Consider the following 14,719-nt stretch of genomic DNA (forward strand, 5'->3'; position numbering starts at 1 on the left):
TGAACCCGGTTGAGCCTTAAGCGGCTTCTTCGTCGCTTTCGTCTTGGACAAGGACTGTAACTTTAGGCAGGCTGAAGGACACGGTGGTGCCTTTGCCCAGCTCTGAATCGATACGCAGCGTTCCGCCATGCATATCGATGAGTGATTTAGACAGCGCGAGGCCCAGGCCAGAGCCCTGATGGGTTTTTGAATGCTGGCTTTCGATCTGTTCGAACGGACGGCCCAGGCGCGGAATATCTTCCTTCGCAATGCCAATCCCGGAATCGGCGACCTGCAGCACAATGCCATCGCTGGCATCAAAGGTGCGCACCACGACTTTGCCGCCCTCAGGGGTGAATTTCACGGCATTCGACATCAGGTTCAAAATCACCTGTTTGATGGCGCGTGGATCGGCTTCAATCTCGGTTAGCTCATCGCCCTCAACCTTGATCTCGATCTGTTTTTCCTGCGCGCGGGCCGCCATTAAGCGCACGCATTGTTCGATCAGCTCATGGGGCACAATGGGCTCGGCCTGGAGATGCATTTTACCCGCTTCGATCTTCGACATATCCAGGATGTCATTGATCAAGGAGAGCAGGTGCTGGCCGGAATTCAAGATGTCATTGACGTAATCGGCATAGCGTTCGTGGCCCAGTGGCCCGAACATTTCGCGCAGCATAATTTCTGAGAAGCCATTGATGGCGTTTAGGGGCGTGCGCAGCTCATGGCTCATATTCGCCAGAAACTCAGACTTGGAGCGGTTGGCTTCTTCGGCGCGGATTTTCTCTTCTTCATAGCTCTTAGCGAGCTCTTGAATACGCTCTTGCGAACGTTTGAGATCATCCACAGTGCGCCGCATCGCACGGTCATTTTCTTTCAGCGCCTGTTCCTGGATCTTAATGGCGGTGATGTCGGCACCGACGCTGACCAGGCCGCCATCGGCGGTAGGGCGCTCTGAATAGTGCAGCCAGCGGCCATCGCCCAGCTCTAGCTCATAAAACTCGCTGCCTTCTTCGCGCGCATGGACGGCACGAATGGCACTGCCAGCTAAGTGCTCAACCTGATCATAGGTCGTACCGGGTTTCAGCGCGCCTTCATCGAGATTGAAGAAGTCGCGGAATTTGCGGTTCCACAGCACCAGGCGATTGCGGGAATCCCATAGGACGAAGGATTCATTCATGGATTCCAACGCGGCGCGCAGGCGCGATTCCGCCGCCGCGACGCGCGCCTGTGCGCCCTTGCGCTCGGTCACATCAATCGCCACCCCGACAATGCGCTGTCCATGATGGGTGCCATCGGCGAAGGGGCGCCCGCGCATATGCAGCCAGACGGGCAATTGATTGGCGCGCACCTCGACATCCAATTCAGACGAATTGGGCGCAGCACGTAAAGCCGTGCGCAAACGGGTGCGGTCTTCCGCGCGTAGCAGATTCATAAACTCAGACCCGGTCAGGGATTGCTCATTGGGCCGGCCGACCATGCGCGCAAAGCTGTCCATCATGAAGACTTGATCATTGGCGAGATCCCAGTCCCAAACGCCGCAGCGCGCGCCTTCAATCGCCAAACGGAAGCGGCGATCAGATTCGACCAGCTGGCCCTGGGCTTCATTGAGCTTATCCATCTGCATCAATAAGAGCGCACTTAACGCCACGGCGGTCACCAAGGGGGCGAGGAAGAGAAGGCCGTAGAAAATGAGGGTTTTGCGCCAAACCGCTTGGTTGAAATTGGCTGGACCCAGGGCATAGGCCTGTAAAGGCGCATTGGTCAGCGCGGCTGCGCCCAAAATGCGCGCATCACCGGCGACTTCAATGCCAGAAAGCGCACCGCCGCGTTCGGCCATAGCGCTTAATTGCCCGGCATTGAGCCCAAAGCGTTCGGCCGCGATGGGCGCGCTGGCGAGGGGGACTTGCGGGTGAATGGCCAGCGTGCGCCCTTGCTTGTCCGTCAACAAAGTCACAGAGCCTTGACCCCATTGCGGCAAGACCGCTTGCGGGTTCAAAATCGCAATCACCGCACCGACTTGCCCGCCGGGAAGCGGGGCCGGTTCGGCTAAAACCAAGCGCGGTCCGCCCGGCGCTTGCGGCAGGGCGGCCAGACCGGTTTCTTCGGCCAGTGCACTATCTGCGGCGGCGCGTAAATCCAGATCCGTGTCACCAGAGCGCAAGATCCGTCCATCCGGTATGAGCAGTGCTGCGGTTTCCACCATGGACGATCCGGCGAGCGAGGCCAGACGGGTTTCAATCCTTTGATCGAAATCCCCATCATAGGCATCAAGGCCCGTGGCGGCCTGGGATACCGCGCCGCGCAATTCGGCCAAATTAGCTGAGGCCCGTTCAGCCAAGAAAGCGGCGGTGCGTGCCTGGCTGCGCTCTGATTCCGAAATCATGCTGGCGCGTTCTTGGCCCAGCTTGATGACAATAACGGCCCCAAAGACCAGAGAAAACGCCATCACGGCCATCAAAATGACACGCGCCGAGAGGACCGGCGCCCGCAAGGCGTGGCCAGCTTCGCCCGATCCATCAGGGGCGGGGCGCTGCTGAGCAGCGCGAATCGCTCGGTTTTTGCGAATCATAAATTGAACATTAAGATGCACCGGATTGACCCGTCTAGCGTCAAAAGCGGGTTTTCACCAAGACTTAAAGCTTTGTGGTCAGGCGATCACGCGACTGAGGCGAAAATGAGGATCACACAGCGGGGTGAGGCGATTTATTCTGCCTAATCAGCGCTGACCTGATCGACATCCTGCTCGCTGGCGCGGCGTTCTTCTCCGCGATAATTTGCCCCGGTGTGGCGACGGCGGTCCGGACCAAAGAAGGTTTTCGAGCGCACAAAGGGCCGCGGATTGTTAATCACAGAAGCAATTTTGGTGTAAAGCTCATGCGGGGTCACGGGTTTGCGGCACACTTCAGTCACACCGGCATCGCGCGCGGCAATGATCCGGCTGCGTTCAGTATAGGCGGTTAGCAAGATAATGGGGACCAGCTTGTTACGGCTATCTTGGGCGGTACGCACCATCTGGGTAAACTCGATCCCATCCAACAGGTCCATCTGATAGTCAAGAATGACGATATCAATCGGCTCCATTCGCGTGATTTCAAGGGCTTCTCCAGAATCGCGCGTTTCATGGATATCGATAATGCCAAAGCCACGCAGCAGCGAGCGCACGATATGGATCATGTGAATATTGTCATCAACGACGAGGACACTAATCCGGCTGAGATCGCCTGCCATTATCGCGCGTACCTATTTTGATTTCAGTGAATATGACTTTTAACGTGGGGGTCTTGCTTTAGGGTTAAGCGTTAGGAGGGGGGGCTGGGTCTTCATGTGAAAATTCAGTGGGTTCAGCCTTAATATGACGCAGCGTGTCTTTAGCATGTCGCGCCAAAGACACCAAGTCTGCGGGTGCGTCTGGCATGTCATTCCCCAAGCGCGCGAACGCCTCAAGCAGGCCCATGAGGCGCGGAGCGTTGGCGATAAGGCGCGCTTGAAATTCAATTCGTCCAGGATCACGGTCATATTCGGCCCCCGGAACCCGCCAACCGCCCCAATTCTGGCTGTCGGTCACCACGATGGGATAAGTGCCGGGCACGGGATGGTGGGCGCATTCTTCAGGCGTTTGCCATTTATTGCGCGCGCGCATCAAACGCCATTGGCCCGCGAAATCGTCTTGAACCTCTTCGGCTGATAAATCATCAGCGCGAAAATCACGCCCCAGCCCGCAATCATAATGAATGCGCACAGGCTCTTCGACGTCTTTGACCCAATGGGGTTTAACCTGTTCAATTATGGCCCAGGTTCCGACCGGTTTTACAAAGACGCGCTGGTGTTTATGGAAAACCGCCTTGGCCATAATTCTGGCTCCTTTTGCTTGGTATGAGCGCTTGAGCTAGTGTGGGGCGCGAGGCTTAAAAGAGTGTGCATCGCGGATCGTTCGTACTGCTGTCATGAGATATGGCGCGCGCTTTTGCCTTGTCTGATCGAATTTAAGGCGTACATGTAGGGGTAAATGTCCTGTTGAAGGACGAGGAATGGGGGACGTCATGTCAAATGATCGTGGATCACAACTGGAATCGCTAAGCATTGATCGCGGCTCGGACAGCCAAAATGGTTCGTCTGGCGGCGGCTTGATCGGCATGGCCGTGGCTTTGGTTCTGGGGCTCGCGATGGGCGGTGGGGCGGTTTGGGTGTTGAAACCCACCCCGGACGTGCCCGCTTCCAGTGTTGCGCAGTCCTCAACGCCTGCGTCTTCAACGCAAAGTGATGCATCTCAAACCCAAGTCGCTGCGCCCACCCGCGTGCGTGCGCCATCGGGGCTGGCCGCATCGGGCTATGTCACAGCGCGCCGTCAAGCAACTGTCTCAGCCGAAATTACCGGACGCATCACCCAAGTGCTGGTGGAAGAGGGCGCAGAGGTTGAGGCCGGTGAGATCCTGGCTCATCTCGATGATACCCGTGCGCGTTTGGACTTGGAGCGCATTGAGGCCCAGCATAGAGCGGCCAACGCTCAAATCGCTCAGATCCGTGCTGAACAAGCCGAAGCGCGCCGGGTGCTGGAGCGCGCCGCGCAATTGGCAGAGCGAAATGTCGGCTCTGAAGCTCAGGTGACAGCTTCACGCGCGCGTCTAGAATCGCTCGATGCGCAATTGACTGCGGCTCGTGCCAATGTCAGCGCGCTGGATGCCCAGGTCGCCAGCCAACACGATTATATCGAGCGCCATGTCGTGCGCGCGCCCTTCGCCGGTGTTGTGATTGCCAAAAATGCCCAGGTCGGTGAGATCTTATCGCCGGTCTCTGCAGGCGGTGGGTTTACCCGGACCGGTGTTGCGACCTTGGTGGATATGAGCTCGCTTGAGATCGAGGTTGATGTCAATGAGGGCCAAATCGGTCGCGTTGAACCCGGCCAGCGGGTTGAGGCCATCTTGGATGCTTATCCAGACTGGCGCATTCGCGCCCATGTTGAAGCCATCATCCCGACCGCTGATCGCGCACGGGCCACCATCCAAGTGCGTGTCGCTTTTGATGAGGCAGATGGGCGTATCCTACCCGATATGGCTGCACGCGTGACCTTTATCGAACCGGGAAGTTAAGCTACAAAAGTAAAGCTTGCTTTCCCTTTTGAGTTTTGCTAAAGTGCTTTATGATTTAAAGCACGGGGAGGGCCTGCATGAACCTTTACACACTTCGCGATCTGTCGAAGCGCTATTCACGTGGCGGTGAAGCAGTCACCATTTTTGAGGGTCTCAATATGCAGATCGCTCAAGGGGATTTCATTGCCATTATGGGCCCATCAGGCTCGGGCAAGACGACGCTGTTGAACATGCTGGGCGGGATTGACCGGCCCAGCAGTGGCACCATTGAGTGTCAGGGCGAGCGGATCGACAATCTGTCTGAAGCGCGTTTATCCAAATGGCGCGCGGCCCATGTTGGCTTTATTTTCCAGTTTTATAATCTTATGCCGACGCTGAACGCGGCTCAGAATGTGGAATTGCCGCTTCTCTTGACCAAGCTGTCGCCGAAACAGCGCAAAGAACATATCGCCACGGCGCTTGATATCGTTGGGATTTCTGATCGCGCGAAACATTATCCGCGTCAATTGTCTGGGGGCCAGCAACAGCGCGTCGCCATTGCGCGCGCCATCGTGTCTGATCCCAAAGTTCTGTTGTGTGACGAACCGACCGGGGATCTCGACCGCGTCAGTGCGGATTCGGTGCTGGAAATGCTGCAGCTGCTCAATTCCAAGCTCAATAAGACCATCATCATGGTGACCCACGACCCAGCCGCGGCCAAATATGCGCGCCGCGAGCTGCGCCTGGATAAGGGCCGCTTTATCGAGCAGGAGAGTGCGCAGTGAATGATCTCACGCTGATGTGGAAGAATCTCTTCCGCAAGAAAACGCGCGCGATCTTGCTGTTGATCTCCATCATGATCGCGTTTTTCATCTATGCCGCGCTGTTCACCATGAATGGTGCGCTCAATGCCGGTGTGCAATCGGCAAAAGCCAATCGCTTGGTGACGGTCAATTCGATCAACTTCACCGTGTCCTTGCCCTTTGCCTATTATAACCGCGTCAAATCGGTTGAAGGGGTGGTGGATGCGGCCCATGCCAGCTGGTTTGGGGGCTATTATAAAGAGCCCGTCAATCAGTTTCAGACCTTTGCCACCGATCCTGAAGCCTATCTCAACGTCTATCCCGAGCTGATAACCTCACCTGAGGAACGCGCCGCTTTTATCAATACGCGTGATTGTTTGGCGGTGGGCCGGGAATTGGCGACGATGAACCAAATCTCCTTGGGGGATCGCATCCCGGTGATGAGCAATATCTTCTCCAAGCAAGATGGCTCGCGCAGTTGGGAGTTCGAGGTGTGTGCCATCATGGATTACGAGCCTGAAACGGGCCGTGATGTACCGGCCAATTTCGCCCTGATGCATTATGATTATTACAATGAAGCCCTGGCGTTTAACCGCGATATGCTGGGCTGGATTGTGATCTTGACCGAGGATGTCAGCGTGAATGATGCGGTCAGCCGCACCATTGATGAGATGTTCGCCAATTCACCTTATGAAACTGAAACCTCCACCGAGGCGGCCTTTGGCGAGGCTTTCTTGAGCCAGTTGGGCAATATCGGTTTGATGTTGTCTTTGGTGGTGGGCGCAGCCTTTGTCACGATTTTGATGATTGTCGGAACGACCATGGTTCTGGCGATCAATGAGCGGATCAAGGAAATTGCGGTCTTTAAGACCTTGGGTTTTCCCGCACCGCGTATTTTCCGCATGGTGATGGGGGAATCGCTCTTGTTGTGTTTCTTCGGCGGGTTCTTAGGCATCGCTGCGGCCCAAGGCGCGATCACCTTGATCAATCCAGTGATGAAGAATGTCCTGGGTGAGCTTTCTATTTCCTGGGATGCGATGGGCTATGGGGCCCTGTTGATGCTGGGTCTGAGCCTGATCACAGGGTTACTGCCCGCATTTTCCGCGATGAATGTGCGTATCGTTACCGCCTTTGGTAAGCATTAGGGGAGGATGAGATGAGACAAACGTTGGCGGTAACCGCCTTGAATATCAAATCCATCCCGCAACGCTTGGGCATGTCTTTGGCGACCGTGATGTCGGTTGCTTTGGTGGTCGCGGTGATGTTGGGCTTTATGGCCTTGACCAATGGCTTTGCGGCGACCTTGAACAATGCGGGCTCGGAAGATGTTGCGATCATCTTGCGGGCGGGCTCCCAAGCGGAGCTGAATTCCGGCCTCAGCCGCGATGATGTTGTTCTGATTGAAACCGCTCCGGGCATCGTGCGTGACGCAGAAGACCGCCCCGTTAGCTCAGCTGAGCTTTATGTGGTGGTCGATGGCATTAAGCGCTCTTCGCAAACCGAGGCCAATCTGCCCTTGCGCGGTGTGGAAGAAGGCGCAGAGCGCCTGCGCCAAGGCTTTACCCTGGTCGAGGGGCGCATGTTTGCTCCCGGTGCCGCCGAATTGATTGTCGGTGAAGGCGTGGGCCGCGAATTCCAAGGCTTTGATGTGGGTAGCACCATACGCCTGGGCTCGAATGTCTGGACGATTGTCGGTAAATTCTCCACCGGCGGGACGGTCTTCGATTCAGAGCTTTGGACCGAGGCTGGGGTGTTGCAAAACCTCTATCAACGCGGGGCTAGCTATCAATCGGTGCGCGTGAAGCTGGATGGGCCTGAGGGTCTGTCTCAGTTGCAAGACTATGCCGAAAATGAACCGCGCCTCAGCCTGGATATCATTACTGAGAAGCAGTATTTCGCAGATCAGGCCGTGGGGATGACCCGTTTGATCAGTGCTGGTGTTGCTTTGGCTTATATCATGGCCATTGGGGCGCTCGCCGGGGCCTGGAATACGATGTATTCCTCGGTTGATGCGCGGGTCCATGAAATCGCAACTTTGCGCGCGATTGGCTTTAGCGGGGGATCGGCCTTTATCGGTACAATGCTGGAATCGCTGATGCTGGCCGCCATTGGCGGGCTCGTCGGGGCGATCGCGGTTTATGTCATCTTTGATGGCATGAGTGCGTCAACCCTAGGCGGGGGCTTCACCCAAGTGGTGTTCAGCCTGTCACTGACGCCTTCCAGCATCATCTCCGGCATGATCCTGGCGATCTTTGTCGGTCTGTTTGGCGGTCTGGTGCCCAGTATCCGCGCAGCGACGGTGCCTTTGTTACAAGTTCACCGCTAATCGCATTCTTCTATCTCGCCTTGACCTGCCGCAGCTAAGCTGTGGCAGGTTTTTTTATGTCCGCATGTGCGGGCGCGCGGCATAAAATGTGATCACGGCTTCGAGCAGGGTAATACCGCCCAGCGCGATCCAGGCCAGGTGAAGATCGCCGGTCAGATCGCGAATGATACCGGCAAACAATGGGAATAAGGCCGCAATGATATAGCCCCAGCCCTGGACAAAACTATTTAGGCGCGCAGCCTCATCCGGGCTATGGGCATGATCCATGATCAAGATGACAGAGAGCGGGAACAGCCCGCCTACGCCAAAGCCCATTAAGATGCCCGCAGGCCAGGCCAAGGCGAGCGGAGCAATCAGCATGGCCGCCAGGCCCAGACCCAAGCTGATCAGCGCGGCAAAAATCAACACACGCCGGTCCGGGAAATGGGTGATGAAGCTGGAAATGAACAGTCCGCTGAACACCTCTGCCAGGGTTAGTGCGCCCAACAGAGCCCCGGCCTTTAGGGGGCTCCAGCCCAAATGGGTATAAAAAGCCGGTAGCCAGGCCATTAGAATAATGAAGGATCCGGTCCCGATACCCATAAACACGCCCAAGAGATAGGCTTTGGGGCTGCGCCATAATGAGCCGGGCGCGCCAAGGCGTGGACCGGGCAGGGGGCGAAAGCCGCGGGCCGGTTCATGGGTGATGCGTGCGATCACACCCCACAGGACCAGCGCGGCTAAAGTCAACAAGATCCAGGCGGCCAGCGCATGGTTCCAGGCCATGATCTGGGCATAGATTGGCGTTAAAAATCCGCCCAACGCCGCCCCGCCCATGATGATAGTGGTATAAATCCCCATCATCCGGCCCATATCTTCACGGCTATGATGTTTGATGAAGGAGGGCAGCAAAGTCTGGGCAATGGAAATACCAATGCCCGCAAAAACCGCCGAGCTCATCAACCCGCTGGCATTATGGCCATAATAGCGCTGGGCAAAGGCCAAACCGATCAGGCTCAGCCCCATCAAGATCCCGATATATTCCCCCAAGATGCGCCGGATATAGGCCGCGAAGAAAGCACCCATACCCATTAGGGCAATCGGCAAGGTGGTCAGCAGGCTGACATTGCGCCCGGAAAGCCCGGTATGGGCTTGGATCTGATCGAGCATCGGTCCCAGGCTGGAAAGTGGCGGCCGAAGATTGACCCCAACAGCGATCATTAACAGCACAATAATGCCCGCCGACAGCGGTGAAGGGCGTAGCTGGGTCATGGCGAGCGATCCAGGTTTGAAGAGATGTCGTCAAATGGAAATGGCCCTTGCCCTTCGCAAGTGCAAGGCAGAGCCTATGTCTCAAGCCCGCTCACGGCTGCGTGCGTGATGCACGATTAAGCACAAACCCGTATGTGTACGGGGCATTGTCCTGAGACAATCATCGTCTTTTTAGAGGGAAAGGTGCGCAGAATTGCGGATTGAACCCTATTTTAGGGGGGACAGAAAAAGAATTCTCTTGCATACATACCAACTGGTTGGTACTTAAGGGGTGGATTCAAGGGAGGCTGAGATACTCAAACAAGGAAGCTCGCTTGAACACAAATCACACTGTGAGGTTTAGCGTTTTCAACTGACATCTTTGGGTCAGGAGATAGGCTAAAGCACCCACACTCATCGAGCACCAAACCGGCTCAAAACCTCAAAGGGGACTATGATGCGCGCCGTACCGTATTTAACATTCAACAGCCAATGCCGTGAGGCTTTTGCCTATTACGAAAAGCATTTAGGGGCCGAGATCCTCTCCATCATGGGCTATGAAGATACCCCGATGGCGCAGGAAGCTACGCCCGCCAATCCGAATGATGTCATGCATGCGGCGATGAAAATCGGCAGCTCCACCATTCTCGCTAGTGATGCCTTCAATGGTGGTTATGTTGCCCCGGCCGGTGTGTTTGTCGCGATCCAGATCGCTGACAAGGTCGAGGGCGAGCGCATGTTTAACGCGTTGGCCGAGGGCGGTGAGGTGATCATGCCGTTTGAGAAAACCTTCTGGGCGGAAGGCTTTGGCATGGCGTGTGATAAATTTGGCGTTCGCTGGATGGTCAATTGTGACCCAAGTGTAGAAGCATAAGCTCATAAAAGAAGGGTGCGCGCCGGTCAGGCTATAACGCGCGTACCCTTTGCCTTAGTCGAACAGGCACTTTTGCCCTGATTGGGGTGCGCCATACCCATCAGGATCATTCAGGAAGGTTTGGGCTTGATCGCGCACGCCCTGAAGTGTTTCTGTGTCCATGCGCTCTAAATTGCGATAGGCGAGCGCCATGCGCCGATTGCCTTTGAAGCGCTCCTGATGGCGGGCCAGAAAATCCCAATATAAAAAGGTAAAGGGGCAAGCCTTGGGGCCGGTGCGCACTTTGGGATCAAAGGCGCACCCGGTGCAATAATCGGACATGCGCTCTATATAAGCACCTGAAGCGGCATAGGGTTTTGAGCCTAACACCCCGCCATCGGCAAACAGCGCCATGGCGTGGGTATTGGGTAATTCCACCCATTCGAACGCATCGGCATAAACGCCTAAATACCACGCCCCGACGGCCTTCGGGTCCAGGCCTGCCAGCAGGGCAAAATTGCCCGTGATCATCAGGCGCTGAATATGATGGGCATAGGCATGATCGCGGGTGTTCGCGATGGTCGTGGCCAGACAGCGCATCGGTGTTTTTGCCGTCCAGTAAAAGTCCGGTAAGGGGCGATGGGCCTCCAGGGCATTGGTTTCGCCATAGTCTGGCATCAAATAATCATAGAGCCCGCGCACATATTCGCGCCAGCCCAGGATTTGGCGAATAAAGCCTTCGACGGCATTTAAGGGCGCATCCCCGGCCGCATAGGCCGCTTCGGCGCGCTGACACACCTCACGCGGATCGAGTAAGCCGATATTGAGATAGGGCGCAATCAAGGCGTGATACACGAAGGGCGCGCGCGCCGACATGGCATCCTGGTAATCGCCAAATTGGCTGAGGCGATGGGTGATAAAATGATCCAGCTCGGCCAGCGCGCCTTCACGGGTCACGGCCCAGTTAAAGGCTTTCAAGGTGCCAAAATGATTGGGGAAATGGCTCTCGACCAGCGTTAAAACCCCTCGGGTTATGGCGTCTGGCTTATGGGGATAGCGCTGGGGCGGGCGCAAATCCTTGGGCAGGGCTTTGCGGTTTTCGCTATCGAAATTCCATTGCCCGCCCATGGGCTTATCACCCTCCATCAACAGGCCTGTGCGCCGGCGCATCTCGCGATAGAAATATTCCATGCGATAGGATTTGCGTCCCTTGGCCCAGTCGCGAAATCCGGCGCGCGTGCAGAAAAACCGATCATCGGGGCGGACTTCGACTGCGATGTCGAAGCGCGCGGGCCAGGCCGCAATCATCTCGCGCACGCGGTGCTCGCCTGGCTCGGTCACGATTAGTTTTTGCGGGCTGAGATCACGCCAGGCGCGCTCAACCTCGCTTGAAAAGCTTCCCGTATTCTCTGGATGATCCAATGAGATATAGCGCACCTTATAGCCCTTGGCGCGCAAGGCCATGGCGAAATGGCGCATGGCGGAAAGGATGAAGGCGATTTTCTGTTTATGGTGGGGGGCATAATGGGCTTCGGCGCTGACCTCCATCATCAAGACCTGATCTTGCGCGCGATCAAAGCTCTTCAAGGCTGAGAGGTTTAAGGACAGTTGATCGCCCAGGATCACAACGAGATGTCTCATGGCTGGACCTCATGAGCGGGGCTGGGTCGTGCGGCGCGGCAGCGGGCTGAGCAATATTTCACCTCATCCCAGACCGCAGCCCATTTTTTTCGCCAGGCAAAAGGGCGCTGACAGCTCCCGCAGATCTTGTGTGCCAGATCGCCTTTTTTCACCATCCGGGCCATGACTAGCCGACACTGGCGATGGCGGCGCGCCCGCCATCGACACCGAAGACTTGCCCGGTGATCCAGCCCGCCTGGTCGCTGATCAGAAAGTCAATCAGGCCCGCGACATCCTCAGGCTCGCCTAAGCGTTTCAGCGGGTGCATCTGGCCAATGGCTTCGGCCATTTTCTCTGAGCGCAAAATCGGCTGAGCCAAGGGCGTTTTCGTCAGGGAGGGCGCCACGCAATTGACGCGGATATGGGGGGCAAGCTCGGCGCTGAGCGCCACGCTCAACCCCTCTACGGCCGCTTTGGCCATGCTGATCGAAGCGTGGGCGACGAAGCCCTTGCGCGCCGCCACGGAGGAGACGAGCACGACGCTGGCATTGTCAGCGGCTTTAAGCGCGGGCAGAAGCGCTTGAAGGGTTTGCGCGGCCCCTAGCGCATTAAGGTGGTAATCGTTGAGGAAGTCTTCAGGTGTGAGCCGGGCAAAGGGTTTCAAATTGATCGAGCCCACCGCATAGACCAGGCCGCTCACCGGGCCGTCAATCGCTTCAGCGAGTGTCTTTAGATCCTCGCCCTTGTTGACATCGCAACGGGTGTAGCGGGCTTGATACGCCTCGCTTAACGCTTTTAGACGCTCTTCATTGCGCCCGACCAGATGGACGCGCTCACCGCGTGCATGGGCAAGGTGTGCGACCCGTGATCCAATGGCTCCAGATCCCCCGACGATAACCAGCGTCATACCAACCTCGTTCCTTTTTGTGGTAATTGACAAGATACGCGCGAGGTGCGCGCTTGGATCAAAATTATCCGACGCGCCGGGTGTGATCCAAAACGCGTGAGGCCACGTAATCCATAAGACGCCTGATCTTCACCGCAAAGGAATGGACCCATGCTACAGACGATCTTGTTATACGTGATTACGGTCGTGGTCTTTTTGGGCCTTGATTTTTTCGGGATTAAATTCCTAGTGCGCCCGGTCTTTGAACGCCATCTGGGTGATTGGTTGATGATCCCGCCGCGCATGGTGCCGGCTGCCATCTTCTACCTCTTCTATATTGCGGGGCTTTTATGGTTCGTCTCGTTACCCGCTTTGAAGGCGGGCTCCCCGATGCAGGCCTTGATCGGCGGGGCAATTCTGGGCGCGCTCTGCTATGGCACGTATGAATTCACCAGCTATGCGGTGTTGCACCGTTGGTCGTTTGAACAAGTGGTGATTGATGTGGCTTGGGGCAGTGTTTTGACCGGGGTTTGCGCCTGGGCCGGCGTGGTCGCCCTGACGGGTAAGCTAGCGTAATTTCGCCGCTAATTTCAGCGATAGCCCATAGGGCAGGATCCGGAAAAGCTTCATGAAAAGCGTAAAGCGTTTGGGATAATGGATCTCAAACGCTTTACCCGTTAAGCCCTTCAAGGTACGCCGGGCCGCTTCTTCAGGGCTGATCAAAGCGGGCATGGTGAAGCTGTTTTTGTCGGTCAGGCGGGTTTTGACAAAACCGGGACAGACCAGACGCACATCGACCTGGGGGGCAAGCTCTACCTTCAACGTCTCAGCCAAATTATTGACCGCGGCTTTACTGGCGCAATAGCCTTGCCCCTTGGGAAGGCCGAAATAGCCCGCGACAGAGCCAAATAGCACCAATTGCCCCCCCGGTTTGAGCAGGGATGGGGTCAACTGCGCGATGGCAAAACAGCCCAATAGATTGACCCGGATAAGCGCGTCCAAGCGCTGGGGATCGAGATCCATAACCCGAGAGGGATCATAGAGCGCGGCGGTGTTGATGACGCCATCCAGGGGCGTGCCCGCCAAAGCCTCAACCGCGCGTTCTAAACTGGCGCGTTCGCCCAAATCCACCGGCAAGACGCGGGCGGACTGACAGCCCTTGGCGAGATCCTCCAAAGCGGCTTCATCGCGCGCCGACAGGATCAGGTGAGCCCCGGCGTCATCCAGGGCTTCGGCCAGCGCACGGCCAATCCCGGCGCTCGCCCCGATAATCCAATAGGTTTTGCCCGCAAAGGCCTTGGCATAACTCATGATTTAAATCCGAAAGGCGGGTTGTAACAGGCTGGGGATCCAACCTTTGAACCGCAAGGGGGCGTCAGTGGCGGCCAGGCAAATACAGACCTCGCCCGCATCGGCGATGGGTTGGTGCATCAGGTCATCGCGGGCGGTTTGCACATCGCCGCGCTGGAAATGGCCTTCGCTATCAGAGAACGCGCCCTGTAACACCAAAGTCAATTCCAGTCCGCGATGGGTGTGATGGGGCACGGCGCGCCCGGGGGGAATGTAAAGCAGGCGCACCGATCCGCCCTGATCTTCATGCAGGATATGCTGACGGATCCCCATGCCCAGCGGCGCCCATTTGGGCGGTGCGCCCTTGAGCGCGGCCATAACCGGGGCGGGGAACGGGCCGGAGCCCTTTGGCGCGGGTGCAGGTTTATAGGCGGGATCATCCAGCGCGTTCAGCACATTAGCGCGCAGATCTGGATTGACCGGTTCGTGATCGCTGGCCTCCATCAACGCGCCGCCAATCATGTCGAGGGCATCGGCGCGCGCGCGGCAGGTATCGCACAGGCTCAGATGGGCGGCGACGACCAGGCTATAGGCCTGGGGCAGACGTCCCAGCGCATAGGCGTCAATCAAGTCATCACTGATATGGTGGTGAGTGTCGTGCAT

At 56.9% G+C, this 14,719-nt stretch carries 15 protein-coding genes; 6 read left to right on the top strand and 9 right to left on the bottom strand.

Features of this window, described 5'->3' with window-relative positions; all coding sequences use genetic code 11:
- Positions 1-16: 16 nt before the first annotated feature.
- The 3 genes from H151_RS0109545 to H151_RS0109555 form a co-directional block, all read right to left on the bottom strand.
- Complete coding sequence (locus H151_RS0109545; protein WP_233354560.1) at positions 17-2,551, bottom strand: PAS domain-containing sensor histidine kinase; 2,535 nt, start codon at positions 2,549-2,551, stop codon at positions 17-19.
- Positions 2,552-2,694: 143 nt separating this feature from the next.
- On the bottom strand, positions 2,695-3,210 hold the full coding sequence (locus H151_RS0109550; RefSeq protein ID WP_019961441.1) for a response regulator: 516 nt from the start codon (positions 3,208-3,210) through the stop codon (positions 2,695-2,697).
- A gap of 64 nt (positions 3,211-3,274) precedes the next feature.
- Positions 3,275-3,832, bottom strand: a complete 558-nt coding sequence (locus tag H151_RS0109555) for a hypothetical protein (protein ID WP_019961442.1) — start codon at positions 3,830-3,832, stop codon at positions 3,275-3,277.
- 190 nt (positions 3,833-4,022) lie between these two features.
- Here H151_RS0109555 and H151_RS0109560 point away from each other — a divergent pair, with 190 nt between their 5' ends.
- From H151_RS0109560 to H151_RS0109575, 4 genes are all read left to right on the top strand, one after another.
- On the top strand, positions 4,023-5,069 hold the full coding sequence (locus tag H151_RS0109560) for an efflux RND transporter periplasmic adaptor subunit (RefSeq protein ID WP_156823454.1): 1,047 nt from the start codon (positions 4,023-4,025) through the stop codon (positions 5,067-5,069).
- A gap of 77 nt (positions 5,070-5,146) precedes the next feature.
- Positions 5,147-5,833 (top strand): ABC transporter ATP-binding protein, encoded by a 687-nt coding sequence (locus tag H151_RS0109565; protein ID WP_019961444.1) that lies wholly within the window; start codon positions 5,147-5,149, stop codon positions 5,831-5,833.
- Positions 5,830-6,996: an ABC transporter permease gene (locus H151_RS0109570; protein ID WP_019961445.1), complete on the top strand. Its 1,167-nt coding sequence runs from the start codon at positions 5,830-5,832 to the stop codon at positions 6,994-6,996. Before H151_RS0109565 ends, H151_RS0109570 begins: the two co-directional genes overlap by 4 nt.
- Before the next feature lie 11 nt (positions 6,997-7,007).
- Positions 7,008-8,177 (top strand): ABC transporter permease, encoded by a 1,170-nt coding sequence (locus H151_RS0109575; RefSeq protein ID WP_019961446.1) that lies wholly within the window; start codon positions 7,008-7,010, stop codon positions 8,175-8,177.
- A gap of 54 nt (positions 8,178-8,231) precedes the next feature.
- On the opposite strand, the gene H151_RS16085 is transcribed toward H151_RS0109575, so the two are convergent.
- On the bottom strand, positions 8,232-9,428 hold the full coding sequence (locus H151_RS16085) for an MFS transporter (protein WP_019961447.1): 1,197 nt from the start codon (positions 9,426-9,428) through the stop codon (positions 8,232-8,234).
- Between the two features lie 436 nt (positions 9,429-9,864).
- Between H151_RS16085 and H151_RS0109585 the strand changes: the two genes are divergently transcribed.
- Positions 9,865-10,281 carry a VOC family protein gene (locus tag H151_RS0109585; protein ID WP_019961448.1) on the top strand — a complete coding sequence of 139 codons (417 nt, stop codon included), beginning with the start codon at positions 9,865-9,867 and terminating at the stop codon, positions 10,279-10,281.
- 54 nt (positions 10,282-10,335) lie between these two features.
- Here the strand turns inward: H151_RS0109585 and H151_RS0109590 are convergent, their stop codons facing one another.
- The 3 genes from H151_RS0109590 to H151_RS0109600 are packed head-to-tail and all read right to left on the bottom strand — an operon-like array spanning position 10,336 to position 12,787.
- Positions 10,336-11,901, bottom strand: coding sequence for a cryptochrome/photolyase family protein (locus H151_RS0109590; protein WP_019961449.1), 1,566 nt, complete (start codon positions 11,899-11,901; stop codon positions 10,336-10,338).
- Complete coding sequence (locus tag H151_RS17805; protein WP_019961450.1) at positions 11,898-12,065, bottom strand: DUF2256 domain-containing protein; 168 nt, start codon at positions 12,063-12,065, stop codon at positions 11,898-11,900. The genes H151_RS0109590 and H151_RS17805 overlap by 4 nt, the downstream gene beginning before the upstream one ends.
- Positions 12,066-12,067: 2 nt before the next feature.
- The gene (locus tag H151_RS0109600; RefSeq protein WP_019961451.1) at positions 12,068-12,787 is read right to left on the bottom strand and encodes an SDR family NAD(P)-dependent oxidoreductase; all 720 of its coding nucleotides are present in this window, start codon (positions 12,785-12,787) and stop codon (positions 12,068-12,070) included.
- A gap of 150 nt (positions 12,788-12,937) precedes the next feature.
- Between H151_RS0109600 and H151_RS0109605 the strand changes: the two genes are divergently transcribed.
- Entirely contained in the window at positions 12,938-13,342 is a 405-nt protein-coding gene (locus H151_RS0109605; RefSeq protein ID WP_019961452.1) for a DUF2177 family protein, read from the top strand.
- Here the strand turns inward: H151_RS0109605 and H151_RS0109610 are convergent.
- Positions 13,334-14,077, bottom strand: a complete 744-nt coding sequence (locus H151_RS0109610) for an SDR family NAD(P)-dependent oxidoreductase (protein ID WP_019961453.1) — start codon at positions 14,075-14,077, stop codon at positions 13,334-13,336. The genes H151_RS0109605 and H151_RS0109610 overlap by 9 nt on opposite strands.
- Positions 14,078-14,080: 3 nt before the next feature.
- Positions 14,081-14,719: a ChrR family anti-sigma-E factor gene (locus tag H151_RS0109615; RefSeq protein WP_026353944.1), complete on the bottom strand. Its 639-nt coding sequence runs from the start codon at positions 14,717-14,719 to the stop codon at positions 14,081-14,083.

Origin of the sequence: Woodsholea maritima DSM 17123, assembly GCF_000382325.1 — a bacterium.
Taxonomy (GTDB): domain Bacteria; phylum Pseudomonadota; class Alphaproteobacteria; order Caulobacterales; family Maricaulaceae; genus Woodsholea; species Woodsholea maritima.